The sequence below is a fragment of the Rhizobium hidalgonense genome, from assembly GCF_002914525.1.
Lineage (GTDB): Bacteria > Pseudomonadota > Alphaproteobacteria > Rhizobiales > Rhizobiaceae > Rhizobium > Rhizobium hidalgonense.
The window spans coordinates 26,040-49,651 of the sequence record NZ_LODW01000049.1 but is presented as its reverse complement, the minus strand read 5'-3'; the positions used below and the strand labels follow the sequence as shown (position 1 = coordinate 49,651).

Here is a 23,612-nt window from a genome sequence, read left to right as displayed (position 1 = left end):
CATCATTGGCTCCGGAACTCATCCAGCTTGAGGTTTAAACCAACCATGCAAGCGAAACTTGAGCTTGCCGTTCTTCGCTTGTTCGTAAATCTTGAGACGCCTTCTCCTTTTTGTTTGTAATTTCCGACATACATTAAATGCTATGTACGTTCCGCAGATTGTCACGCGCGGATTAAGGTGTTGGCGATGGCAACCGCCAATCTTCACTTTGTTGTTTTTGCTGCTCTCAGCTTTTGGCTTCGCCGCACCGTCGGCGTCGGAGTCCAACCGAGCCGCTGTCGTCCTCAAGGTGAACGGCGCGATTGGGCCCGCGATCTCTGACTACGTGATACGAGGCATCCAGCGTGCCGGCGAACGTGGAGCGGCCTTGATCATTCTGCAGATGGACACACCCGGTGGCCTTGACACCTCCATGCGGGAAATCATTCGCGCAATTCTTGCCTCACCAGTGCCTGTCGCGGGCTTCGTCGCACCGAGCGGGGCACGAGCTGCCAGCGCCGGCACCTATATTCTCTACGCAAGCCACATTGCGGCAATGGCGCCTGGGACCAATCTGGGTGCAGCGACACCAATCGCGCTCAGCATAAAGCCTTTCGGCGGCGATGCGGAACCCGAAAAGAAGCCGAGCGAAGCTAGTGACAAACAGGCAGAAGCTCCAGGCAATGCCAGCGAAGCCAAAGCAGTTAACGATGCGGTCGGTTACATTCGCGGGCTTGCGGAATTGCGCAACCGCAACGCCGACTGGGCAGAGCGTGCTGTCCGCGAAGCTGCGAGCCTTTCATCCAATGCGGCAGTGCGCGAACATGCCATCGATTTCACGGCAGTCGATGTCAACGATCTTCTTGCAAAGGCACAAGGGTACATGGTGCGGGTCGGTCAAACGGACGCCCAGCTCGACACCGCCGGTTTAGTCGTGCAGGAATTCGAGCCTGACTGGCGCACGCGCCTGCTTTCCGTCATTACCGATCCGAACATCGCAATCATCCTGATCATGGTCGGTATCTATGGCCTGATCTTCGAATTTCTCGCACCTGGGACAATGCTTCCGGGCACGATCGGCGGCATCTGCCTCCTCCTTGGTCTCTATGCCCTCGCATTGCTGCCGGTGAGTTTTGCCGGCCTGGGGCTTATTTTCCTCGGTGTGGGATTGACTGTGGCTGAGGCGCATTCGCCAAGCTTCGGCGCTTTCGGCATTGGCGGCGGGGTAGCCGTGATCCTGGGAGCAACGATTTTGTTCAATACCGATGTACCCGGCCTGGAAGTGTCGCGCCTCCTACTGGGCGCGATTGCCTTTGCGACTCTTGCCTTTAGCCTTGTCGTTGCTCGCCTGGCATTCACCTCGCGTTTGCGCCAGGTTGCCACCGGTGCAGAACAGATGATCGGCATTTCCGGCAAAGTTGAGAGTTGGACGGGGCTCACGGGGTACGTCATTGCGCATGGCGAACGCTGGAAGGCGGTTTCCGCCGAACCGCTTGTTGCGGGTGACCCTGTCAGCGTGACTGGCCGCAATGGGCTGGCGCTCGAGGTCGCCAGCCGTCCTAAGGACACTTAACGGTCACCCAGGAAGCAGGAGGAGAAGTCATGGATATATTTGCAGATCTTGCCTTCTATGTGGTGGCCATTGTCATTTTGGTCGCCATCCTCGCATCCGCGGTTAAGATTCTGAGGGAATATGAACGCGGCGTCGTGTTCACACTTGGCCGCTTTACCGGAGTCAAGGGCCCCGGCTTGATTCTGCTGATCCCCTATGTCCAGCAGATGATGCGGGTCGATTTGCGCACGCGCGTACTCGATGTCCCCAGCCAGGACGTCATCTCACATGACAATGTCTCGGTTCGTGTCAGCGCGGTGATCTATTTCAGGGTAATTGACCCCGAGAAGTCGACAATACAGGTCGAGGACTTCATGATGGCAACAAGCCAGCTTGCCCAGACGACGTTGCGCTCCGTGCTCGGCAAGCACGATCTCGATGAGATGCTGGCGGAACGTGACAGGCTCAACTCGGATATTCAGGAAATCCTTGACACTCAGACGGATGCTTGGGGAATTAAAGTAGCCACTGTCGAGATCAAACATGTGGATATCAACGAGTCGATGATTCGTGCAATTGCTCGCCAGGCGGAAGCCGAACGCGAACGCCGCGCAAAGGTCATCAATGCCGAGGGCGAACAGCAAGCTGCAGCGAAGCTACTGGAAGCGGCCGAAATTCTGGCCAAGCAGCCGGAGGCGATGCAACTTCGTTATTTGAGCACTTTGAATGTCATCGCCAGCGAGAAGACTTCGACGATTTTATTCCCCTTCCCGATGGAGTTCGGCAATCTGATGACCATTAAGCCGAAGTGATCGACCGGCACTGGCGTTGATGACGGATCCAGGCTTACCTGCGCTTTACTTCGGGTCAGATGAACAATTACTCTTTGCGGCCCTCAAGGCACGCTTGAAGAGCGTCTCCTCGCTGCCGACTTCGCTTGCGGCTATCTGGAAGCGGGCATCCTGCTGAACTCCGAAGGCGGCCGTCAAGGTCAAACAACCCAATTCCCCACAATGCCATTGCCCCTGACATCCGCCACCACCAAAGTTGAACGCTTTGGCAAAGGTGCTCTTGCGAGGAAGCATGTCGATGCCGGGTCACCGTAGCTGCAGCTGCTATCGGATCATGGGCAAGGCCAAGGTGAGGAGCACGGCGAAAACCATGAGGACGCCATAAGGTATCTTCCGGCTTGCCCGGATTTCTTCGATGCGCAAGAAAAAGGCGAGGTGTGCGACGGGCAATGGCACCGGCAGCCGCAGGACCAGCAGCGTCACGATGCCGAGGACGAGGAGGAAGAACGAAAACGGCAGCATTCCGTGCCATCCGACAAAAAGGCCGATCGGCAGGAAAAGCTTGGCGTCGCCTGCGCCGAACAGCCGGAGAGCCCAGAGCGCCACCCCGAGCGCAAACATCAGCAGACCGGCTCCGACGTCGCCGGCAATTCCGCTGGAAGCAAACAGCGCAGCGCCGACATCCTCGGAGCTGAGCATCACGGCCGCCGCGCGCAATGCATAAAGTGTCACGAGCGCAAGAGCGAGCGTGTTGGGGATCTTCCATGTGCGGAAATCTGTCCATGCCGCGTAGAGAAAAAGTAATACTGAAAGTGAATTAATAACGAAGAGCATTTTCAGCATGGAACGCAACCTTCTTTGGCTATTTAACCTACTTGTACGTTAGTTTAATTCAGAATCTGCGACGCTGGCTGGTATTTACTCCAGGTTATTCGGACTTTGGTCTTAACCATAAAAGTATAGATGTATATCGTCCATGTATAAAACGATTGACTAATTTAGACTTAACAGATTATTAATACAACCAGTCGAAGGGGCGGTCTCGACGACAGGGCGGCCGGGGGAAATTACGGCGCACAACTTACCTGGGAGGTAATTCTCGATGAAAGCATTTGTAAACTGCGTACGCGCTTTCGCGCGGGAAGAAGACGGCGTCGCACTTACCGAATACCTCATTCTGCTTGCCTTGCTGGTCGGCGGCGTGATCACGGCGGTGACATTGGCCGGCACCAATCTGGCTACCGTTTGGAACGGCTGGGCAGGCTGGTTTACGGCCAACCTCACCGCTCCAGCAGCCTGATATCGGCGTTCGAAGAAGCGAGGGGTTTTGTTAACCCCTCTCTTCTAATTTAGAAGCAATGAATGGATGCGTTCCGTCCAGTGTAGCGAGTAACTGCGATGCGTTCTTCAACGATTTTAAGTCTCGTTATTGCGTTTGTCCTCGCAGCAGCAGCAGTTTTCGGCATGCGCGAGTATCTCTCCGATCAGAAGGCCAGGTTGCTGGCGATGAACGGCGTGAAGGCCGAGGAGCGGACACTCGTTGTCGCCGCCAAACCGATGCGCTTCGGCGACCGGATCCGGCCCGAAAATCTCAGAGCCATCCCATGGCCCTCCAATGAAACACCCGCAGGCTCGTTCGTCAGCATCGAGACGGTCGTCGGCAGCGATGCCCAGCCGCGTTATGCCATGGCGGCGATCGATCCCGGCGAGCCGGTGCTTTCCTCGAAAATCACGGGCGCCGGCGAACGCGCCACGCTGTCGGCGGCGCTCGACCAGGGCATGAAGGCGGTCTCCATCCGTGTCAACGACGTGCTCGGCGTTGCCGGCTTCGTCAGGCCTTCCGATCGCGTCGACGTGCTTCTGACGCGGGTCGTGCGCGGGCCGGCCGGCAATGATCAGACCTTCGTCGACGTGCTGCTGCAAGGCGTCAAGGTGCTGGCGGTGGACCAGACCGCGGACGAGCGCAAGGACGAGCCCTCCGTCGTCAAAACCGTGACCTTCGAGGTCACGACCGATGAGGCGCAGCGCCTTACCCTCGGCTCCAGCATCGGCACGCTCTCGTTGGCCCTTCGCAATATTGCCTCTGCCTCCGTCGAGCAGACCCGGCCGATCACCGTCGCCGACCTCGGTGGCGGGGCGATGGCGACAGAGCTCGGCAATGATCTGGAAAAGAATAAGTTGCCAGAAGCTGAAAAACAAGTGCAGATTGTGGAACAAAAAGTCGAACCGGTATTGCCGGTCGAGCCGAAGTGGGTGACGGTGGGGGTCTGGAACACGACGAAGCGCGAGGAGCACCGAGTCGGCCTGATCCAGTGATGTTTAGCCGGCGTGCCGCAGATGCGGCCAGCCGAATGAGGGGGCTAAAGCAGGCATGGCGAATGGCAAGAGAAGAATCGCAAGGACAAAAAGCCTTGCGGCACTGGCGGCAGCGTTTTCGGCCTGTGTGTGTTTAGGGCCCGGATTTGCCGGCTGCGCCTACGCACAGGAAAAATCGGTCACCTTAGGCAGATCGGTCCAGCGCGTGACCCTGCCTCCGAACGCGACCCTGACGCTCAATACCGGCCAGGCCTTCGGCGATCTCGTCATCGGCAGCGCTGATATGATCGACGTGGTGCCGCTTTCCGACAAGTCGCTTTTCATCCGCGGCAAGAAGATCGGCGCCACCAATATCTCTGTCTATGGCGACGACAAGTCGCTTCTCGGCGTCATCGATGTCCGCGTTGCCAGCGATTTCAGCGAAGTCGCCGCCGCCATTCGCTCTGCCGCGCCCTCTGCCCGGGTTATCGTGGCCAACTCCAGTGACCGCATTCGCCTGACAGGCATGGTTCGTGACGGCGTCGAATTGCAGCGGGTGATCGAAATCGCCCAGTCCTATTCCGACCAGCCGGTGCTGAACCAGTTGCGTGTCAGCGACAGCCAGCAGGTAATGCTGGAAGTCCGTGTCATCGAAGCCTCGCGTCAGACGGGTCGTGACCTCGGGATCGGTTGGTCCGGGCGTGGCAACAATGGCATCGGCAAGGCAACGACCAGCCAGGGTATCGGCGTGGACGATAACGGGAGCCTCGTCCGTACTCTTGTTGACCCCAAGGGGGCGGCAACCGGCATGCTGCCCTTCGGCCAGTTGATCGCCAAGGTGCTGGAAATCTCGGGCGGCCGCATCGACATGGTCATCAACGCGCTCGAGCAGAAGGGATTGGTGCGTCGTCTGGCTCAGCCGAACCTCATCGCCATGAGCGGCTCGACCGCCAGCTTCCATGCCGGCGGTGAAGTGCCGATCCTGAAGACGACGAACAACGGCACGACTGTTGCCACCGAGACGGACTATCGCCCCTTCGGTGTGCGGCTGACCTTCAAGCCGGTGGTGCTTGACGACGGCGTCATCAATCTGGAAATCGAGCCTGAGGTTTCCGAGCTTGATCCGTCGATCAACGTCAACGGCAATCCGGGCTTCATCTCGCGCGCGGCCAGTACCACGGTCGCACTTCGCGACGGCCAGAGCTTTGCCATGGCGGGTCTGCTGCAATCCATCAATGCCAAGGACATCCAGCAATTGCCGGGCCTCGGGAAGATACCGATCCTCGGCGCACTGTTCCGCTCGACGAGTTTCCAGAAGAAAGAATCCGACCTCGTGATCGTCGTAACGCCGCATATTGTGCGACCGGCCCGCCCGGGCGAGGACCTCTACAGTCCGCTCGATCAGACGCGTTCGTCCAACGACGTCGAACTTTTCGCGCTCGGTGTCCTGGAAGTCGACAAGGACATGCTCCGGCGCTTTCGCAACGGCGAAGGTGTGACCGGGCCTTATGGCCATCGTCTCGACCTGAACCAGGGAGGCCAGGTTGTTGCTACAAAACGCTAAGCGCATCCTTCTCGTCCTTGCGGCCGCCGGCCTGGTTTCCGGCTGCGCCGACTACATGAACCATCGCGACACGATCACCTTCGGGGCGGGGAACGCCATGGAAGCAAACAAGGCCATCCATACCGAGGACCCGTTCCCGCCGGAAGCCCAGCGAACCCGTATCGCAAGCGACGGCAAGGTGGTCCGCAGGGTGATGACCGAGTACCAGAATGGCGGGGTGGGGGTCATTCAGCCGTCGCCGGCCATGGAGGCCAACGGTGCCTCCAATGGGGCCAGCGTCAGCCAGTAGCTGTTCGAAAGGCATGAACGGCGGCAGCGCGCCGGAAGTGAAAATGCACGAAAAAGGGTCGTCACGGCAGAAGCCGTGATGGGGGGTAGGCCAATGCTGGGCAGGGTTGTCAGACGGTTCTGGAACGATCATCGTGGCTATGTCATCGCCTTGACGCTCATTGCCATGCCGATGCTTCTCGGCTTTTCGCTGCTGGTCATCGATGTCGGCCGCAGCAGCAACCTGCACACCGATCTCCAGAACGCAGTCGATGCGATGGCGCTGGCCGGAGCCCGCGAACTCGATGGCCGCGATGATGCCATTTCGAGGGCGCAGACTGCGATCGAGAAAATCGCCAATAGCGCGGCTTTTTCCGGGGGCGGGACCGGCATGTCGCTTGGCTCGCACATCAGCGTGACCTACAACGCCGCAAATGATGCCGGCAGCACGGTCACCGTGTCTTTTCTGAAGAACATCCCGGCCAACGACGATACATCAATCCCGGCTTCGATGAAAACGACAGTGGCCAACGAGGCGTCCTATGCCTGGGTCATCGCCAAGCCGCAGGCGATGCAGACGATCTTTCCGGTCCCGGTTGGCTTCACCCGCAATACGATCAACATCGCTGCCGATGCCGTAGCGGTATACCACGCCAGCGCCTGTGATATCACGCCGATCTTCATCTGCAATCCCTATGAGCCGGCTGGCAATACGAGCCCGGCCGCCAACGAACAGGCGGCGGCGGATCTCCACACCAACTTCGCGGCCGGCAATCTCTACGGCCGGCAAATCGAAATGAACAGCACGTCCTCGTCCAGCCCCGGGCCTGGCAATTTCGGGTTCCTGAGAACCCCTCTGGGCAATGGCGCAAGCGTGATGGCCGACGCTTTGGCTACCGGGAATCCGGGGGCCTGTTATACGAAGGACAAGCTGGATACCGAAACGGGTGCCATGGCCGGGCCGGTTGAAGACGGCGTCAACACGCGATTCGGTATTTATCAGGGGTCGTTCAAGGGCTTGCGCAATGATGGCCGCTACCGCCCGGCCCAGAACGTGCGCTCCGCACAAAAGCAAACGGGACAGAACGGCTGCAAGGCCTACGACCCGGTGCTGGTCGGCAGCACCGTTGGCGATGTCACCAAGGCGGTGCCATTGGGTTACGGTGCAGCCATGTCGCCCCTCAGCGGCGGCAAGATCAGCACCAGCAACAATTGGAACTATGTAAACTACTGGACCGTCGCGCAGGGCGGCACGGCCCCGTCGGTCAGCGCGATTCTCAGCAATTATTCCAGCTATCCGCCGCAGGCCGGCGGAACACCGAGCCGGCCCTCCGCCTATGACGTCTATCGTTACGAGCTCAACACCGCGGCGCTGCTCAACCATGCCTCGGCAAACGGCGAAATCGGCAATCCGACGACAGGCGGCGGACAGTGCTACTCGGGGCCGGCCCTGTCGAACTATACGGGGAGCGAATATGGCGACCGCCGCGAGATTTTCGCCGCCATCGTCAATTGCGGCTACGAGGCCTCAGTCGACCATTTGAACGGCCACAAGCAGACGCAGGCGGTTGCCTTCGCACGCATGTTCATGACCAAACCGGCGATCAAGGCTGGCAACGAGCGCTATCTGTCGCTTGAAGTGATCGACATCAGCGGCAAGGGTGGACGGGGCACACTCGAAGATTTCCTCCGGGAAGAAGCGGAGCTGGTCAGATGATGGCGCTCCGCAATTTTATCCGGCATCGGCTTTGCCTCGGCTTCTTGCGGCGGGAGGAAGGCGCGGTGCTTGCCGAAGCGCTGCTCGCGATCCCCTTTGTGACGATCTTTGCGGCGGGGATACTCGAGTTTGGCAGCATCTTCTGGCAGCGCATGCAGATCGACGCGGGCTTGCGCGATGCCGGGCGCTACCTTTCGCGGTGCCGGCCGGTGTCGGGAACCTATGTGCCGACGTGCAATCAGGCGACGGCGAAGACGATCGCCTTTTACGGAACGCAAACACCTGCGGCAAACGCTAAACCCCGCGTGCCCGGTTGGAACAACGCTGCCGACATCACCATCACTGCGCCGGATGCGGACGGGGACATCACCATTTCCACTGCTCATCTCTACCAGACCTCGCCGGTGTTCGGCTTTCTGGGCATTGGTGCCATCACTATCAGTTCCTTCCATGAAGAGAGATACATCGGATGGTGACCTCTAGGGCAATCAAGGCGTTCTGGCAGGATAGCGGTGGTGTCAGCCTTGTCGAAGCACTGCTGACCTTTCCGATCGTCATGCTGGTATTCGCCGCCTTCATCGAGTTCGGTTATGCGATGTCGCAGTGGAATCAGACGGTCAAGGCACTGCAATATGGAGCCCGTTTGGCGGCGGTATCCGATCCGCTGACGACGAATTTCAATGCCGTTTTCCCAACAGATGCCGCCGATCCACTCAACAACGGCAAAGCGGCGCCGAACAATGCGACGATATCCTCGACCTGTGGACCGGCTCTTGCAAACTGCACGGCGTCATTGAACCGGATTGTCCGGGGAAGCGACGGCGTTTGCAACGCGGGAACCGATCCTCACCCCGGCATTTGCGACCTCAATTGGCGCATCACCCCGGATAAGCTGATGGTCACCTATCAGCGATCGGGGCTCGGCTACTGGGGCCGGCCGGAGGGGCCTGTGCTGACGATGCGGCTGGAGGTGCGCAACATAACCTTCGATCTGCCTGTCCTCGGCGGGTTGTTGGGGCTGAACGACGTCACCATCCCGGCCCATCCCGTGACGATCACGACGGAAGATTTGAAGACCTGCTCCACCTGCTGAATCCTTGAATTACGCGTAGGAAAGCGAAAATGACAGCGCACATGAACATTGCCGCATCTACCAAGATCCTAGTCCTCTCCGACGACGCGGCTGCAGCGAGCTTCATGCTCGATACGTTCGGGTCGCTTTCGCGGTACGATGTTCGCCATCTCGCGCTGAAGGCGCTCGGAGAAAAAGGCCGGTTCGATCCGACGCAGTTCGACCTGATCGTTCTCGACGTCGACAACGGGACATTGCTGCAGCAGCCGGAACTCTTTACCTTTCGCACCAGCTTTCGCGACATTCCGCTCGTCGTCGTTTCCGAAGACCTGCCGGACGACATGCTGCGGCTGCTCTTCCGCCTGAACGGCAAAGACTGGCTGAAAAAGCCGCTCGAGCGCCGCGCACTGATCGACATGATTTCGACCCATGCGCCGGGCACCGGGGCGAGCGACAGCCGGGTGCATGCCGTGGTCTCGGCCGTCGGCGGCGCGGGCGCCAGCGTGATCGCCTCGTCGCTTGCGCATGTGCTGGCCCAGCCGACCAAGAATTCCACGCCGCGAATCGACTTGTTCGACACGGATTTCTGCTCCGGGGCGCTTGGCTATTATCTCAACCTCGTCAACGACTACGACTTGAAACCGGTCATCGCCAATCCTTCCCGGGTCGATCTGGAATTCATCGATCTGGTCAGAAAGCGGCATTCGGGCGGCTTTTCGCTGCTGTCCTTCAAGCAGCCATCGGTGCTTCTGGCGCCGAAGGGCCGTGAACTCGTGCTGCGCATGCTCGACGTCGCCGCCTTCGAGAGCGATCACACGATCATCGACGTTCCCTATTATGACACGCCGTGGAAATACGAGGTGCTCACTTCGGTCAACAGCGTCTGCATCGTCACCGAAATGACCGTGCCTGCGCTTTCTCAAGCCAAGGATCTGTTTGCCAATCTGGTACGTCTGCGGGGCAGTGCGGACCAGATATTCATCGTCATCAACAAATACCGCGCCAAGCTTTTCGGCCTCGGCCTGCGCCGGCAACAGACGGAAAAGATATTCAAAGAGATCCCGACGCATGTCATTGCGGATGACTGGGACACTGTGAGCGAGGCGGTCAACCGCGGCGTGCTGCCATTTCAAGTGAATTCCCGGGCGCGCTTCTGCGGCGCGGTCGGCAAGCTTGGAGCGCTGGTGCGATGAAGGCGATCATAAGGTCCTGCGCAGCCGGTGCCGGCCTTGCCGTTTTGGCAATTCTGGCCGCTGTCGGAGATGCAGCGGCAAGCGGGCTTGTGCCACGCAGCCTCGGGCCGACGACAAGCGCCGTGGTGCCGATCGAAAAAAGCTACGCGGCCGGGACAATCGTCATCGTCAGCGGCAACCGTACGCTGGATCTCGTCATCTCCGAAGGGCGCGCGATCCGCTACAAAATCGGCGTCGGGCGAGACGGGTTTCGCTGGAGCGGTACCGTCAAGGTTGGACGCAAGGCAGAATGGCCCGACTGGCGCCCGCCTGCCGAGATGAAGGCACGCGCAGCCGGGCTTCCGGACCTGGTGCCTGCCGGGCCGCTCAATCCTTTGGGTGCTCGCGGGATCTATCTCTACAAGGGTGGGGCCGACACGCTCTACCGCATTCATGGAACGAACGAGCAGTCGACGGTCGGCGGTTTTGCGTCATCGGGCTGTTTTCGCATGAGCAATGCCGACGTCATCGATCTCTATGAGAGGGTGAAGGTCGGTTCCACGGTCATTGTAAAATAAGAGTTCAGGAGTGGGGCGCATGGCGAGCGGTATCATGGGGCGTTTCTACAGGCAGGAGCCGGAAAAGCGGGAACATCCGGAGACGGCCGAACTGTCTTTGCTTGGCGCGGTTCAGGCCATGCCTGCCCAACCGGCCTCCGACAGCGCCGCGGCGAGTGACGAAGAGGCTTCGCTCGGGCCGGACATGGTTTCCGAGCGGGTCAATCTCCACCGCTACCTGCTCGATCGCATCAATCTCGGGATCCTCGACACACTCGACAACGAGGAGATCGCCACCGAGATCCGGCCATTGGTCAAGGACTATATCCGGACCAACAATTTTCCGCTGAATGCCAAGGAAATCAATGATCTGATCCGCGATATCACCGACGAGATGCTGGGGCTCGGACCGATCGAGCCGCTGCTGGCCGACGACACGATCGCAGATATTCTCATCAACGGTTACAATAGCGTCTATGTCGAGCGGAGCGGCAAGCTCGAGAGCACCGCCGTGCGGTTCAAAGACGAGGATCATCTCCTTCGGGTGATTAACAAGATCGTCTCGGCGGTTGGCCGCCGTGTCGACGAGTCGACGCCGATGGTCGACGCTCGCCTCAAGGATGGCTCGCGCGTCAACGTCGCCATCAGGCCGATCTCGGTCGATGGACCGCTCGTTTCCATTCGCAAATTCACGCGCAAGCCGCTGACGATGGAGCGCCTCGTGCAATATGGCGCTATGGCCGATGCGATGCGCATCCTTCTCAGCGCCGCGGTCAAGGGCAAGGTGTCCATGGTCATTTCAGGCGGCACCGGTTCTGGCAAGACCACCTTGCTCAACGCTCTCTCGTCGCAGATTTCTCCAAGGGAGCGCCTGATCACCATCGAGGATGCAGCCGAACTTCAACTGCAGCAGCCGCATGTCGGGCGTTTGGAAACCCGACCGCCGACGCTCGACGGACGCAACGAGATCCGTCAACGCGAACTTTTGAAAAACGCCCTGCGCATGCGTCCCGATCGTATCATCGTCGGCGAAGTTCGCGGCGACGAAGCGTTCGACATGCTGCAGGCGATGAATACCGGTCACGAGGGATCGATGACGACCATTCACGCCAATACGCCGCGCGATGCCGTCGGTCGGCTTGAGCAGATGGTCGGCATGGCCGGGATGCCGATGTCGCAGATGAGCATTCGCTCGCAGATCTCCTCCGCCATCACCATGATCGTGCAGGTCCAGCGCCTGAGCGACGGTACCCGCAAAGTCGTCTCGATTTCCGAGATCACCGGCATGGAGGGCGAAGTTGTGCAGATGCAGGAGATTATGAAATTTAAGAAACTCGGCACCGATGAAGGCGGACGAATCCATGGAGAATTCCGCGCCACCGGCATTCGGCCGCGGTTCGTCGAGGAATTTGCCGAACTCGGGATCGAGATCCCCGTGACGATTTTTGATCCCGGTAAACCGCTGCAGACGGGACCTGTCCAATGATCCTGCTTCTCCTTTACGCGGCCGTTTTCACCGCCGCCCTTGTTGCTGTCGAAGCGGTCATGCGCGGCTACTTCAAGACATCCGAACGCCACCGCGCGGTGAACCATCGGCTGAGCTTGCTCGAGGTCAGCGATGATCATCGTAAGACCTATAGCGATATGCTCAAGGAGCGCGGGGCCGGTGGCAGGTGGCGGCAAACCCCAATGATTCAGCGGTTGCGGCTGTTTTACGCCCAGTCGGGAATCAAGTTCGATGCCAGACGATTTGCTCTCTACGCGATCGCGGGCGCTCTTTCGATATGGCTGGTCGTCCAGATCCTCCTGCCGAGCACTCTGTTTAGAGTCCCCGTCTTTCTGCTGATTTGCCTCCTCATCCCCGCGCTCGTCGTCTGGCGCGCCCGGGCGCGCCGCATGAGGAAATTCGAACTGAAGCTTCCTGAAGCGCTCGATGTCGCCAATCGCAGCCTGGCCGCCGGCCATCCGCTGCCGGCGGCGATTTCTTTGGTGGCGCGCGAAATGCCCGATCCGATCGGCACCGAGTTCGGACTGCTCTCGGATGAACTCACTTACGGCGTGACACTGGACGACGCCCTGGTGAACTTGGCGGACCGGGTCGGCGTCGAGGATCTGAACCTGCTTGCGATATCGCTGAGCGTACAGGCGGGAACCGGCGGAAACCTCGTTGAGATCTTGCAGAACCTTTCGAAGACGCTGCGAGACCGCATGCTACTGAAGGCAAAGGTCAGGGCGATTTCCTCGGAAGGACGCATTACGGCGATCGTCATGTCAATGTATCCGTTTCTGCTCTACGCGATGATCAAGGCGTTGTCGCCGACCTACTTCGATCCCGTCTGGGAGAGCGGCCACGGAGCCATCGTCGTGACCGTGCTGCTGGCCGTCATGGCGATCGGGAATGTCATTCTCTACAAGATGGTCAACTTCGAGTACTGAGGCGGTCATGTCGAGTGAGTATGGAATTTACCTCATCGTCTTCTTTGCAGTGCTGATATTCTCTGCAACAGCGTCGGAATTGTATTTTCGACGGCGCGAGGTCTCGGTTCGGGTCTCAAAGAGCTCGGCGGCAACAGGCGAGGAGTTCCACCTTGGCGATACGACGATTGCCGATCTCGGTGAGGCGGAAAACCGCCTGATCCGTCGCTATTTCGAGATTACGCGGCGTGACACCAATGTGAATTCTACCCAGAACCGGCTGATTCGGGCGGGCTATTTCGCCGCCGGCGCCGTGACCACCTTCCAGGTGGTTCGTGCGCTGGTCTGTATCAGCGTGCTGGTCGCGGCGGTCTGGGCTCTCAATTGGGCCGTGCCGGACATGTCACGGGTGGTTACGCTGGTTGTTGCCATGTTTGCTGCGGGCGTAACCTTCATTCTGGTCAACATCTATATCGACCGGCGTGGCGCCGCCAAAGAGAGGGAGTACCGCCGCCTTTTTCCCGATTTTATGGATATGCTGATCGTCTGCCTCGATGCGGGCATGAGCATCGAGGCAGCGGCGAACCGAGTTGCCCGGGAATTCGTCGACAAGCGGCAGGACTTCGGCCTGCACCTCTCGATCATGATGCTGGAAGTGCGAGGTGGCCGGCGTTTGCGCGAGGCGCTCGCGAACCTTGCCGTCCGCCTGAGGATTGACGAAGCCCGGGCCCTATCCGTTCTGTTCCGCCAATCGGAGGAGCTTGGGACCAGTGTAACGCAGACGTTGCGGGTCTACTGCAAGGAAATGCGCGATCTCCGCATTATTCGCGCCGAGGAAAAGGCAAATGCCCTGCCGGTCAAGATGCTGCTGCCGCTCGGCGCGTTCCTTTTTCCGGTAAGCCTCATCATTGTTCTCGTTCCCGTTGTTATCCGTGTCATCAGTCTTCTTCTCAGCATGAACCCCGGCGGTTGAGCCAAGCGAGGTCGTATGCAGTATTCGCTCGAACAGGATCGTAACGATGCCATCATTCCTCTCGATCCGCGCATGCCGATGGCACCGGCAAGCCTGGAACAAGCCGGACTGGATCCGTCGTTCCTGCTTCGGCTGGCGTCAAAATGTGCGGCCGAGCAGGATACGACCACGGCATCTCATCTGGCTGACCGCATGAAACTGCCGAAAGTGATCGTCAATATCCTGATCAAGGAACTCGTGAAACTCGCTTACCTCGAGGCTCGCGGCCTGGCTGGTGAGGATGTGAGATCCGATATTCGGTATGCACTTTCAATGAAGGGGCTCGAATATGCCCACGCCGCGTCGCGTCAAAGCCAATATGTCGGCCCGGCGCCGGTGTCGCTGGACGCGTTCTGCCGGCAAATCGGTTTGCAGTCCATCCACGACGAACGCGTGACCCCGGAGCGGCTGACCGACAGCCTTGCCGGGCTGGTGCTCTCGCACACCTTGGTCGAAAAGCTCGGCCCGGCCATCAACTCCGGTCGCTCTATCCTGCTTTACGGACCACCCGGAAACGGAAAGACGAGCATCGCCGAGCGGACGTCGCAGCTGTTTCGTCAAACAATCTGGGTGCCCTATGCCATCGAGGTCGGCGCTCATGTCATCAGTTTCTATGACGAAGCCGTGCATCATCCCGTATCGGAGGGCGAGACAGAATCCCATCCGAAAGCGGATCGACGATGGATCGAATGCCGCCGTCCGGTGATCAAGACGGGCGGCGAATTGACCCTCGATCAACTCGATCTCACCTTCAACGGAGGACCAAATGTCTATGAAGCGCCCATCCACTTGAAGGCATCAGGCGGCGTTTTCATCATCGACGACTTTGGGCGCCAACAGGTGGCGCCGCAGGCGCTGATCAATCGCTGGATTGTGCCGCTCGAGCGCGGATATGACTTCCTGACGCTGCACACCGGCAAGAAGTTCAAGGTTCCCTTTGACGAGCTTGTGGTATTTTCGACCAATATCGCCCCGAAGGACCTTTCCGACGAGGCGGGCTTGCGGCGCCTCAAATACAAGATCTTTGTGAACACGCCGTCGCGCGACGAATATATCAGGATCTTCAAATCCTATGCCAGCGGCAACGGATTGGTTGTCTGCGATCCAGACCTGAACCTGTTCTACGATCGCAAGTATGACGGCGATATGCCGGCATCTTGCTATCATCCGAAATATCTTTTGGATTTCGTCGGTTCTTACTGCGATTTCAACGGCATAGCTAGAAACGCATCGCTCGACATGCTCGAGCGGGCATGGGAAGGTGTATTTACAACCGAATGATTGCGGGCTTGGCGCCGATCACGGCCCACGCAGATTTGATGACTCACGGGGGAGTAAACGAATGACCAGCATTCCGAGCATCGAGGTCGAAGCAGAACGCCCAAAACCGAGCAATTTGCGAACAGTAGAGCAGAGGGGCTCAAAAAGCCCGCTGCTCGTCGGTTTGCTCCTGATGCTCTTGCCTGTGAATGCCGGCGTTCTCATCTATACCGCTAAAAACTCGGCGGATGTTCGCGAGAGCCGCGAGACCATCGCCGCGATGAAAAGGTCCATCGATGGCCTGAAAGGACAGATCGAAAAGCAGTCGGGCAAGATGGACGACAATGCCAAGGCCGACGACGTCGCAGTGATTCGCCAGCAGATGGATGAGCTGCAAAAGGCTGTGGTGAGCGAACGGCGCGACGACACGAGCGGTCTACGCATGGGTTCGGCTCTGGTCCTGAGCGCCCCCGGCAAGGAACCGGCACAATTTTTCGCACCCCGTGCCGCGCCGGCGGAAACTCTAACTCCGGATAGCAGTCTTGCGTCGATGGCCGCCGGGGGCATTGCGGTCAATGACCTGCCGCGTTACGAACGAACACTCTCGCCGGAAGGCCAACTCATCCTTCGGAAGGCACGGTAACAACGACGTCACCTCCAAAGAACGTCGCATCAAACGTGCTTCATGTGAGGTGCTTTGGATCTTATGTTTTTCCGTATGTCCTGTCGCGAAACTGCTGCACAATTTTGGGCGACATGTTTTAAAGCAGTTGCTGGACGCAGCCAAGGGCGCCGCGCCGATGCTCGCAACGCCGCAAGGGCACTCTCATCTCGACGCAGATCGCTGAAGGCCTATCACCGCTGAGCGTATTTCACGCTGTTCTTCATCAATTCGAGATTACGGGCTGTGACTTCATTTCCGGGATCAAGCTCATAGGCTTTCAGGAAATACCGTCTGGCAGTGCGCAAATCACCGCGCAATAGGTGAGAATATCCAATATTGTTGTAGTAGACCGGGGTGTTGCCGATCATTCGCGAGAGTTGCTGGTAGGCGCGGTCGGATGTATCGAAGCGGGCAACCATGTCGGCGGAGGCTGCTAAGCCTAGCCAAGCGGCCGGATCTTCCGGAAAAACGTCAACCGCTCGCTTGTAAATGGCGTAGGATTTTCCGTAGTTCTTTTCCTGAAACTGCAGTTTGCCGGTGGTTATCAACTCGTCGTTCTTATAGAAGGCGACCGCTGAGTCATCCTCGAGGGTCTTTGCACTATCGCCATAAGCAGCCAGACCATCACTGGCTGACTGGCAACCAGCTAAAATCGCCCCGGTCGCTATCAAAAACGCGATGCATGTCGTTCCAGCTCTGATCTGCAACATTGGCAATATGATCCCCCATCAGACATTCTTGCCCAAGACTCGGATGTGTCCGCCGGCAATCATCGTGAAAAAAAGCTAACAACTCAAGAATTTAAGAATATACTCACAAAAAAGCGACAGAAGCGGTCTTCGTCGGAATGCGATAGCGTGAAAAAGGCCTACTATCCAAGGTAGGCATCATCTGCCCCGTGACTCCCTGAGTGATCAATCAACGTCGCCTATCCCCCGTCAGGTCAAAGGATGGAACGCTGCATGTGGATTGCCATTTTCACAATGATGCGACTTGGGCCATCGCTGGCTTACGCGTTAGCATCGATCTTCGTTCTCAGCATGCCGCTCCTGGAAAGCCACCCCTCAAGTGCCTTCGCCTGGTGGCTGTATATGACGATACTTCCGATCATGCGCGAACCCATCTATCTGCTTTTGGCCGTACCCGGCGTTGGAATTTGGAGCGCCACGGTCCTTTTGATGATTGCATCGATTTTCGGGATTCGAGTGGCCATGCAGCCGCAAAGACATCGCCGGTCAGGATTCATCCATGCCCATATCGCGCTGATCGGGACCGGTCTGACCATGGTGCGGGGAGCCGTTGCGCAAGCCGGCCTTTCCGAGTTTGCGCTGCCTCAATTTCCACGGGGCGACTGGTCGTTCCTGCCGCTATCCCAACCGCTTGGGACCATCCTTTTCATATCCGTGTTTTCGGCGTGCATTTGCAGCCATTTAACAGTCATCAAGCGTGCAATATCGGCGTGATAGTCCCCGCCGGGGCGCGGCAAGACGAGACCTTGAGTTGCGGCAGCGCACAAGTTGCGCTCAGGGATGCTGGTTGACCCAGGCATAGCCGAAACGATAGCGGTCGTCGCCGCGTCGATAGAAATATGGCGCGTCAATCACTAATGCCTCAGGCGCGGATGCGCCGAGATTGGCCTGCAGCCACTCCGCCATATCAGGCGGCAGCGCTTCGCTTCCGCCCTTGGGGAGAAGCCACACCAGGAGAAGTGGGCGCCGGCCGGTAAGATCCGGGTGGAAGCCGGGATAATCCACCGAGAGGACCGGCACGCCGGGAATATCCTGCCTGAGATTGCCGGCAAGTAGGCTGTCGCCGGCAAGGATTGCCGCCGGCTCGGCCTGTTTGCGCAAGCTCTCCAGCATCGTGGCATAGGGCCTGTTCAATCGTTCATAATGACCGGTGAAGCGTGCGGCCGCGACGCTGCCGTAGAGGGCGGCCGGCACGCCGATCATGATGACGGCAACGATGACGATGAAACGCCGGAACGCCCTCTCTGTCGCGACGCCCGCGGCTTCGATCTTCAGGCAGAAGTAGAGCGGCAGGAGGAACAGCATCGGCACCAGCCAGCGATCCTTGATGCCGGCAGCACCGCCGAAGACGATCAAAAACAGAATGCCGACCAGGAAGACAAGCATCATCCGTTCCAGCAACCGCGTCCATTGCGAACCGACCGTCAGCGCCGGACGAAGGCTCCTGCCGAAGACGATGGCGAAGACCGCCACTGTCAACCCGGCAAAGCTGAGGGTGGCGAGCGCGAGCGAACTGACACCCATCGCCACCTGCGCGGGATAGCTGGCATGGCCGCTCGCGGTCATCTTCTCCAGCGTGCGCGCGGTGGCGAAATCGAGATTGTCCTTCAGCCAGAAGAGATGCGGCAGGGTGATGACGAATGCCACCGCCGCCGTCAGCACCAGCCGCCAATCGAAGATCCGCGGCCGCAGGCGCGCATCCGAAAGCGCGGCAATCAGCGCTGCCGCCGGCAGGATCGCGAAATTATATTTGGCCAGCAGGCCGAAGCCGATGCCGATGCCGGCGATGAGATAGGAGGCAAGGCTCGGCTGCTTCAGGCTGCGGATGAAGCCGTAGAAGAAGATGCTGGCCGAGAAGAACACGGCGACCGTATGCGTCAGGTCGCGCTGCATTTCGAAAGCCATCTGCGGGATCGTCAGCAGCCCAAGTGTGGCGACCGCCACCAGCGCCTTGTCGCGCAGGATGAGCCGCGCGGTCAGGCCGTAGAGCAGGTAGGCGATGAACAGCAAAAGGTTCTTCACCACCGAGAGGGCGGCAAGCGAGACGCCGGCAAACTGAAAGACAGCATATTGCAGCCAGTTGTAGAAGGGCGGCTGCGGGCCATAGCCGGCCGCCAACCACTGCGAGCGGAAGACCTGTTCGGCTTCGTCGAGGTCGAGCGAATGCGAGGTTGCGAGCCGCACGCCGACCTGAAGCGTGAAATACGCGGCCAGCAGGACGAAAATCCAGCGGATGTCGCGATTGTTGGTCCCGCTCATCTATCGCATCCCCGGCCGGGCCCAGGCGTAACCGAGCGCGAAGTTGTCGCCCTGGCGGCCGAAATAATAGGGAAGCGACAGCGAGCCGATCTCCCGCGGCGCGATACCGGCGGCCGTCAGCGCCGATGTGAACCGATCCGGCATGACCGCATCCGCAGCCGTCGCCGTCTTCTTGCCGCGCCAGACGATCAGCACCGGCCCCTTGGCCTCGTCATAGGCCGGAATGCCCGGTATCGGAAAATCCGGGATCACCACGGGCACATCGGGAAATTGCAGCCGCATGTTGCCGCCGACATAGGTGTCGGAAGCGATCACCAGCGCCGGCTGCCCCTGTCTCGTCATCTCGCGCGAAAAACCCGCCATCGGCACATTCGGCCTGGCATAGGTACCGATCAGCCCGGCGCCGACGACACGCAGGCCGAGTGCGATCAGAACGCAGGCCATCAGCACCGGCAGCAACGGCCGGAGGCGACGCAGACCGGCGGAAAGGTCGATGCCGGCAGCCTGCATTTTCGCCAGGAGATAGATCGGCAGCACCAGCAGGAACGGGTCGAGCCAGCGCTCACGCACCGTGGTCGAGCCGGTGAAGAGCACGATGAGAGCGATGCCGGCCAGACTTGCGAGCATCATCCGCTCCATCATCCCGGTCCAGCGGTTTCCGGCCGAAAGCGCACGGATGAAATCCCGGCGGAAGGTGCCGGCGAAGATTGCGACCGGCAGCGCTGCAAAGGCGATGATGGCGACGAGAAAAGCGAGAAGTCCTTTGCCGGCTCGCACCATGCCGGCGGGTTCGTTGCCGGCGGCCATCTTGACCAGAGTATCGGAGGAGGCGAAGGCGAGATTGTTGCGCAGCCAGATCGCATGCGGCAGGACGATGACGAGCGCGACGGCGATCGCCGCCAACAAGCGCCAGTCGAGCGCTCGGCGCCGCCATTCGCTATCGGGCAAGATGGCAATCAAGGCGGCGACAGGCATCAGCGCGAAATTATACTTCGAGATCAGCCCGATGCCGGTTGCAAGCCCGAGCAGCAGGTAACTGCCCATCTCGGGCCGGTCGAGCGTGCGGAAGAAGCCGTAGAGAAACAGTGCGCTGGCAAAGAGCAGCGCCGTCGTGTGGGTCAGATCCTGCTGGGCCATATAGGAGACCTGGGGCAGGGTGATCAGCGCCAGCATGGCGATGGCGGCCAGCGTCTGGTCCTTCAGGACGCGCCGTCCGGCAAGGCCATAGAAGAGATAGGATAGGAACAGCAGGATGTTCTTCGGAACGATCAACGCGCCGATCGACATGCCCGTCAGCGAAACGACGGCATATTGCATCCAGTTGTAGAACGGCGGCTGCGGGCCGTAGCCGGCCAGCAGATATTGCGAGAAGAAGGACTGCTCGGCCTCGTCGAGCTCCAGCGAATGCGGCAGCGCGATACGCAGCACGATGTTGAGCGCGAAATAGGCCGCAAGCAGCAGGCCTGCGGTCTTGATCGTCCTCGTCGCGCGCTCCAGCATCATGCTGACGGCTTAGGCTTGGCTGCGATCGTCGAAGATCTGCCGCACGATATAATTCGGCGAAGCGTCGTCGCGGTAATAGGTGCGCGCGATCATCTCCGCCAGGATGCCGGTCGTGATCATCTGCACGGACGAAAGCAACAGCACGACGCCGACCATCAGCATCGGGCGCGTGCCGATGTCATTACCCATGATGAACTTGTCGAAGCCGAGATAAAGCAGGATCAGCAGGGCGACCGCGCCGAGGCCAAGACCGAGCGAGCCGAAGAAATGGCCGGGCCGTGCCTTGTAGCGCATGAAGAACATCACCGACAGCAGATCGAGGATGACGCGGAAGGTGCGCGAAATACCGTATTTCGAAACGCCGTGCTCGCGGGCATGGTGGGTGACCGCCATCTCGCCGATGCGCGAGCTCGGGACGACACCGGCCACCCAGGCCGGGATGAAACGGTGCATTTCGCCCATCAGCTTCACCTGCTTGATGATCGAGGCACGGTAGATCTTGAGGCTGCAGCCGTAATCATGCAGCTTGACGCCGGTGATGCGGCCGATCAGGTAGTTGGCGCACCAGGAAGGAATCTTGCGCAGGAACAGACCGTCCTTGCGGTTCTTGCGCCAGCCGACCAGGAGGTCGAGTTCACGCCGTTCCAGTTCGGCGACCATCGAAGGAATGTCCTTCGGATCGTTCTGCAGGTCGCCGTCCATCGTCGCGATCAGCCGGCCCTGGGCGGTGTCGATCCCGGCCTGCATGGCGGCGGTCTGTCCGAAGTTGCGCTGCAACTCGACGATCCTGAGCGTCAGCCCCTCGCGCCCGACAAATTTGCGGGCGTTGACGAGCGTCGCATCCGTGCTGCCGTCGTCGACGAGGATCAGCTCCCAGGGATTGGGATAGGCGGCCATTGCAGCCGCGACACGCTCGACGAGCGGGCCGACGCTTTCCTCTTCGTTGAAAATGGGCACGACCAGCGACAGCTCGAGCGATTGTACCGGATCATTCGTACCGCGAATGGGCTCTACCGTTGTCTGCAACTTTCATCTCCAAAAGGCCGGACGGCCGAGCAATCTTATCGCTGCTGCCGCGCTTGCGGAAGGCTAGTACATGAAGTGTCCGTCGGTTGCCAGCGGCCAATGCCGGTTTCCCCGCAATCGACTGACTTGCCGGAACGCTATTTCGCGCCGCCTTCAACCCAGGAATAACCAATGGAGAAGCTCTTTTTGCCGTTACTGAAAAGATAGGGCAGCGTCAGCGTCTTCAACTCCTGCAGATGAATGCCCGATCTCGCGAGATCATTCGCAAAGCCGGGAGAAATCGTCGGGTCATCGGCGGTTTCGCCGCGCCAGATAACGAGCACCGGCCCCTTCGCAGTCGCAAATTCGGGAACCCCGGAGCCCGGGAAGAACGGGATCACCACGGGAACATCGGGGAATTCCAGCTTCATGTTGCCGGCCACGAACTTGGTTCCGGCCACGATCAGAACCGGCTTGCGGGTCGCGGTCAGTTCGGCCACGTAACCGGAGAAGGGCACGTTCGTTCTGGTATAAGTGCCGATATATTGAATGGCGACGATCCGCAGCAGAAGGATCGCCAGGATGACGACCATGAACACCGGCACGACGGGGCGGAAGCGCGCAAGGCCGGCGGAAAGATCGAAGCCTGCGGCTTGCAGCTTCAGGAACAGATAGATCAGCAGGACCAGCAGGCAGGGGTCGAGCCAGCGTTCGTGGATATCGCTCGCGCCGGCGAAGACAACGACTCCGGCGAAGGCGATCAGGCTGACGATCATCATCCGCTCGATCACTCGGATCATCGGACTGGTCGAGGCAAGCGCACGAAAGAAATTCCGTCGGAAGGCTGCTGCGATCAGGACGATCGGCAATGCGACGAAGCCGATCACCGCGATGACCAGGGACAGCAGTCCCTGTCCGATGCGGGGAAGGCCGGCGGCGGCCTCGTGCTCGGCGGTCATCCGCTCCAGTGTCGGACCCGAAGCGCTGGCGAGATTATCGGGCAGCCAGAGCGCGTGCGGCAGAATGATCAGAATGGCGATCGCGATCGCCGGCAGCAGACGCCAGTCGAACAGACGGTTGCGCCACTCTCGGTCCGGCAGGACGGCGATGAAGGCGGCAAATGGCAGGATGGCGAAATTGTATTTGGAGATCAGCCCGATGCCGGTAGCGATACCGATGACGAGATAGCTCCCGACTGTCGGCCGGCGAAGTGTGCGGAAAAAACCGAAGAGGAAGAGCGAGGTTGCAAACAGCAGAGCGACGGTATGGGTCAATTCGCGCTGCGCCATCAACCCCACCTGCGGCAGCGTAATCAGACTCAGCATGGCGACGGCTGCAAGCGAACGGTTCTTCAGCGCCTCGCGGGCAGCAAGCCCGTAGAAGAGATAGCAGCCGAAGAGAATAATGTTCTTCGGCACCGACAGCACCCACATCGATATGCCGGTCACCGACACGATGGCATATTGGATCCAGTTGTAGAAGGGCGGCTGCGGGCCGTAGCCGGCAAGCAGATATTGCGAATAGAAAGCTTGCTCCGCCTCGTCGAGATCGAGCGTATGCGGCAAGGAGATGCGCAGCACGATATTGAGCAGGAAATAGACTGCCAGAAAAAGGCTTGCGGTCGTAATGTTTCTGGTAATCCGCTCCAACATCGATCTCCACGTCAATCCGGCAAGGCGCCGTCGCCACTGGTCTGCCGCCCGCGTGCCGGTGTGGAAGAGGCGTTGCCGCCGTCGCCCATCAACTCCGCCGTTGTGCGCAGGCTTCATTTCTCCTAAA

23 protein-coding genes are annotated in these 23,612 nt (G+C 59.5%); 17 read left to right on the top strand and 6 right to left on the bottom strand.

The window, feature by feature from the left end; translation table 11 throughout:
- The first annotated feature begins 142 nt into the window (after positions 1–142).
- Together ATY29_RS12400 and ATY29_RS12395 are read left to right on the top strand one after the other, a co-directional pair.
- Entirely contained in the window at positions 143–1,552 is a 1,410-nt protein-coding gene (locus tag ATY29_RS12400) for an NfeD family protein (protein ID WP_097536434.1), read from the top strand.
- 29 nt (positions 1,553–1,581) lie between these two features.
- Positions 1,582–2,343, top strand: a complete 762-nt coding sequence (locus ATY29_RS12395; protein ID WP_097536432.1) for a slipin family protein — start codon at positions 1,582–1,584, stop codon at positions 2,341–2,343.
- Between the two features lie 303 nt (positions 2,344–2,646).
- Here ATY29_RS12395 and ATY29_RS12390 read toward each other — a convergent pair whose 3' ends face one another.
- Positions 2,647–3,165 (bottom strand): prepilin peptidase, encoded by a 519-nt coding sequence (locus tag ATY29_RS12390; protein ID WP_097536430.1) that lies wholly within the window; start codon positions 3,163–3,165, stop codon positions 2,647–2,649.
- Between the two features lie 259 nt (positions 3,166–3,424).
- Here ATY29_RS12390 and ATY29_RS12385 point away from each other — a divergent pair, with 259 nt between their 5' ends.
- The 14 genes from ATY29_RS12385 (at position 3,425) to ATY29_RS12320 (ending at position 16,296) form a co-directional block, all read left to right on the top strand.
- The gene (locus ATY29_RS12385; protein WP_003569289.1) at positions 3,425–3,622 is read left to right on the top strand and encodes a Flp family type IVb pilin; all 198 of its coding nucleotides are present in this window, start codon (positions 3,425–3,427) and stop codon (positions 3,620–3,622) included.
- 98 nt (positions 3,623–3,720) lie between these two features.
- A complete protein-coding gene (gene cpaB, locus ATY29_RS12380; RefSeq protein ID WP_097536428.1) occupies positions 3,721–4,638 on the top strand; it encodes a Flp pilus assembly protein CpaB in 918 nt (305 codons plus the stop codon).
- A gap of 55 nt (positions 4,639–4,693) precedes the next feature.
- A complete protein-coding gene (locus ATY29_RS12375) occupies positions 4,694–6,181 on the top strand; it encodes a type II and III secretion system protein family protein (RefSeq protein WP_097536426.1) in 1,488 nt (495 codons plus the stop codon).
- Positions 6,165–6,470 carry a hypothetical protein gene (locus tag ATY29_RS12370; protein WP_097536514.1) on the top strand — a complete coding sequence of 102 codons (306 nt, stop codon included), beginning with the start codon at positions 6,165–6,167 and terminating at the stop codon, positions 6,468–6,470. The genes ATY29_RS12375 and ATY29_RS12370 overlap by 17 nt, the downstream gene beginning before the upstream one ends.
- A gap of 93 nt (positions 6,471–6,563) precedes the next feature.
- The gene (locus ATY29_RS12365) at positions 6,564–8,165 is read left to right on the top strand and encodes a TadE/TadG family type IV pilus assembly protein (protein WP_097536424.1); all 1,602 of its coding nucleotides are present in this window, start codon (positions 6,564–6,566) and stop codon (positions 8,163–8,165) included.
- Positions 8,162–8,641: a TadE/TadG family type IV pilus assembly protein gene (locus tag ATY29_RS12360; RefSeq protein ID WP_003569281.1), complete on the top strand. Its 480-nt coding sequence runs from the start codon at positions 8,162–8,164 to the stop codon at positions 8,639–8,641. Before ATY29_RS12365 ends, ATY29_RS12360 begins: the two co-directional genes overlap by 4 nt.
- Positions 8,635–9,258, top strand: a complete 624-nt coding sequence (locus ATY29_RS12355; RefSeq protein ID WP_003569279.1) for a TadE/TadG family type IV pilus assembly protein — start codon at positions 8,635–8,637, stop codon at positions 9,256–9,258. The genes ATY29_RS12360 and ATY29_RS12355 overlap by 7 nt, the downstream gene beginning before the upstream one ends.
- Before the next feature lie 29 nt (positions 9,259–9,287).
- Positions 9,288–10,430, top strand: a complete 1,143-nt coding sequence (locus ATY29_RS12350) for a pilus assembly protein (protein WP_097536422.1) — start codon at positions 9,288–9,290, stop codon at positions 10,428–10,430.
- Positions 10,427–10,987, top strand: a complete 561-nt coding sequence (locus ATY29_RS12345; RefSeq protein ID WP_097536420.1) for a L,D-transpeptidase — start codon at positions 10,427–10,429, stop codon at positions 10,985–10,987. The genes ATY29_RS12350 and ATY29_RS12345 overlap by 4 nt, the downstream gene beginning before the upstream one ends.
- Before the next feature lie 19 nt (positions 10,988–11,006).
- Complete coding sequence (locus ATY29_RS12340; protein ID WP_003569273.1) at positions 11,007–12,452, top strand: TadA family conjugal transfer-associated ATPase; 1,446 nt, start codon at positions 11,007–11,009, stop codon at positions 12,450–12,452.
- The gene (locus tag ATY29_RS12335; RefSeq protein WP_097536418.1) at positions 12,449–13,402 is read left to right on the top strand and encodes a type II secretion system F family protein; all 954 of its coding nucleotides are present in this window, start codon (positions 12,449–12,451) and stop codon (positions 13,400–13,402) included. Before ATY29_RS12340 ends, ATY29_RS12335 begins: the two co-directional genes overlap by 4 nt.
- A gap of 7 nt (positions 13,403–13,409) precedes the next feature.
- Entirely contained in the window at positions 13,410–14,354 is a 945-nt protein-coding gene (locus ATY29_RS12330) for a type II secretion system F family protein (RefSeq protein WP_003569269.1), read from the top strand.
- A 15-nt stretch (positions 14,355–14,369) separates the two neighbouring features.
- The gene (locus ATY29_RS12325; protein WP_097536416.1) at positions 14,370–15,674 is read left to right on the top strand and encodes a DUF8689 domain-containing protein; all 1,305 of its coding nucleotides are present in this window, start codon (positions 14,370–14,372) and stop codon (positions 15,672–15,674) included.
- A 61-nt stretch (positions 15,675–15,735) separates the two neighbouring features.
- Positions 15,736–16,296: a hypothetical protein gene (locus ATY29_RS12320; RefSeq protein WP_003569266.1), complete on the top strand. Its 561-nt coding sequence runs from the start codon at positions 15,736–15,738 to the stop codon at positions 16,294–16,296.
- A 212-nt stretch (positions 16,297–16,508) separates the two neighbouring features.
- On the opposite strand, the gene ATY29_RS12315 is transcribed toward ATY29_RS12320, so the two are convergent.
- The gene (locus ATY29_RS12315; protein ID WP_003569264.1) at positions 16,509–17,027 is read right to left on the bottom strand and encodes a tetratricopeptide repeat protein; all 519 of its coding nucleotides are present in this window, start codon (positions 17,025–17,027) and stop codon (positions 16,509–16,511) included.
- Between the two features lie 252 nt (positions 17,028–17,279).
- Between ATY29_RS12315 and ATY29_RS12310 the strand changes: the two genes are divergently transcribed.
- On the top strand, positions 17,280–17,780 hold the full coding sequence (locus ATY29_RS12310) for a hypothetical protein (protein WP_097536414.1): 501 nt from the start codon (positions 17,280–17,282) through the stop codon (positions 17,778–17,780).
- A 60-nt stretch (positions 17,781–17,840) separates the two neighbouring features.
- Here ATY29_RS12310 and ATY29_RS12305 read toward each other — a convergent pair whose 3' ends face one another.
- The 4 genes from ATY29_RS12305 to ATY29_RS12290 all read right to left on the bottom strand — a co-directional run bounded on the left by ATY29_RS12305 (position 17,841) and on the right by ATY29_RS12290 (position 23,485).
- Positions 17,841–19,325 (bottom strand): ArnT family glycosyltransferase, encoded by a 1,485-nt coding sequence (locus ATY29_RS12305; RefSeq protein WP_097536412.1) that lies wholly within the window; start codon positions 19,323–19,325, stop codon positions 17,841–17,843.
- Positions 19,326–20,825: a glycosyltransferase family 39 protein gene (locus ATY29_RS12300; protein WP_097536513.1), complete on the bottom strand. Its 1,500-nt coding sequence runs from the start codon at positions 20,823–20,825 to the stop codon at positions 19,326–19,328.
- Between the two features lie 12 nt (positions 20,826–20,837).
- On the bottom strand, positions 20,838–21,854 hold the full coding sequence (locus ATY29_RS12295; RefSeq protein WP_097536410.1) for a glycosyltransferase family 2 protein: 1,017 nt from the start codon (positions 21,852–21,854) through the stop codon (positions 20,838–20,840).
- Positions 21,855–21,991: 137 nt separating this feature from the next.
- Positions 21,992–23,485: an ArnT family glycosyltransferase gene (locus tag ATY29_RS12290; RefSeq protein ID WP_097536408.1), complete on the bottom strand. Its 1,494-nt coding sequence runs from the start codon at positions 23,483–23,485 to the stop codon at positions 21,992–21,994.
- Between the last annotated feature and the right edge of the window lie 127 nt (positions 23,486–23,612).

What these genes read in the sequence shown, in the direction of transcription:
- ATY29_RS12365 (WP_097536424.1), top strand. Translation starts at nt 6,564, where the DNA reads ATGCTGGGCAGGGTTGTCAGACGGTTCTGGAACGATCATCGTGGCTAT.
- ATY29_RS12400 (WP_097536434.1), top strand. Translation starts at nt 143, where the DNA reads ATGTACGTTCCGCAGATTGTCACGCGCGGATTAAGGTGTTGGCGATGG.
- ATY29_RS12300 (WP_097536513.1), bottom strand. Translation starts at nt 20,825, where the DNA reads ATGCTGGAGCGCGCGACGAGGACGATCAAGACCGCAGGCCTGCTGCTT.
- ATY29_RS12355 (WP_003569279.1), top strand. Translation starts at nt 8,635, where the DNA reads ATGGTGACCTCTAGGGCAATCAAGGCGTTCTGGCAGGATAGCGGTGGT.
- ATY29_RS12315 (WP_003569264.1), bottom strand. Translation starts at nt 17,027, where the DNA reads ATGTTGCAGATCAGAGCTGGAACGACATGCATCGCGTTTTTGATAGCG.
- ATY29_RS12305 (WP_097536412.1), bottom strand. Translation starts at nt 19,325, where the DNA reads ATGAGCGGGACCAACAATCGCGACATCCGCTGGATTTTCGTCCTGCTG.
- ATY29_RS12385 (WP_003569289.1), top strand. Translation starts at nt 3,425, where the DNA reads ATGAAAGCATTTGTAAACTGCGTACGCGCTTTCGCGCGGGAAGAAGAC.
- ATY29_RS12375 (WP_097536426.1), top strand. Translation starts at nt 4,694, where the DNA reads ATGGCGAATGGCAAGAGAAGAATCGCAAGGACAAAAAGCCTTGCGGCA.
- ATY29_RS12390 (WP_097536430.1), bottom strand. Translation starts at nt 3,165, where the DNA reads ATGCTGAAAATGCTCTTCGTTATTAATTCACTTTCAGTATTACTTTTT.
- ATY29_RS12330 (WP_003569269.1), top strand. Translation starts at nt 13,410, where the DNA reads ATGTCGAGTGAGTATGGAATTTACCTCATCGTCTTCTTTGCAGTGCTG.
- ATY29_RS12350 (WP_097536422.1), top strand. Translation starts at nt 9,288, where the DNA reads ATGACAGCGCACATGAACATTGCCGCATCTACCAAGATCCTAGTCCTC.
- ATY29_RS12340 (WP_003569273.1), top strand. Translation starts at nt 11,007, where the DNA reads ATGGCGAGCGGTATCATGGGGCGTTTCTACAGGCAGGAGCCGGAAAAG.
- ATY29_RS12335 (WP_097536418.1), top strand. Translation starts at nt 12,449, where the DNA reads ATGATCCTGCTTCTCCTTTACGCGGCCGTTTTCACCGCCGCCCTTGTT.
- cpaB (WP_097536428.1), top strand. Translation starts at nt 3,721, where the DNA reads ATGCGTTCTTCAACGATTTTAAGTCTCGTTATTGCGTTTGTCCTCGCA.
- ATY29_RS12360 (WP_003569281.1), top strand. Translation starts at nt 8,162, where the DNA reads ATGATGGCGCTCCGCAATTTTATCCGGCATCGGCTTTGCCTCGGCTTC.
- ATY29_RS12345 (WP_097536420.1), top strand. Translation starts at nt 10,427, where the DNA reads ATGAAGGCGATCATAAGGTCCTGCGCAGCCGGTGCCGGCCTTGCCGTT.
- ATY29_RS12395 (WP_097536432.1), top strand. Translation starts at nt 1,582, where the DNA reads ATGGATATATTTGCAGATCTTGCCTTCTATGTGGTGGCCATTGTCATT.
- ATY29_RS12320 (WP_003569266.1), top strand. Translation starts at nt 15,736, where the DNA reads ATGACCAGCATTCCGAGCATCGAGGTCGAAGCAGAACGCCCAAAACCG.
- ATY29_RS12325 (WP_097536416.1), top strand. Translation starts at nt 14,370, where the DNA reads ATGCAGTATTCGCTCGAACAGGATCGTAACGATGCCATCATTCCTCTC.
- ATY29_RS12310 (WP_097536414.1), top strand. Translation starts at nt 17,280, where the DNA reads ATGTGGATTGCCATTTTCACAATGATGCGACTTGGGCCATCGCTGGCT.
- ATY29_RS12290 (WP_097536408.1), bottom strand. Translation starts at nt 23,485, where the DNA reads ATGTTGGAGCGGATTACCAGAAACATTACGACCGCAAGCCTTTTTCTG.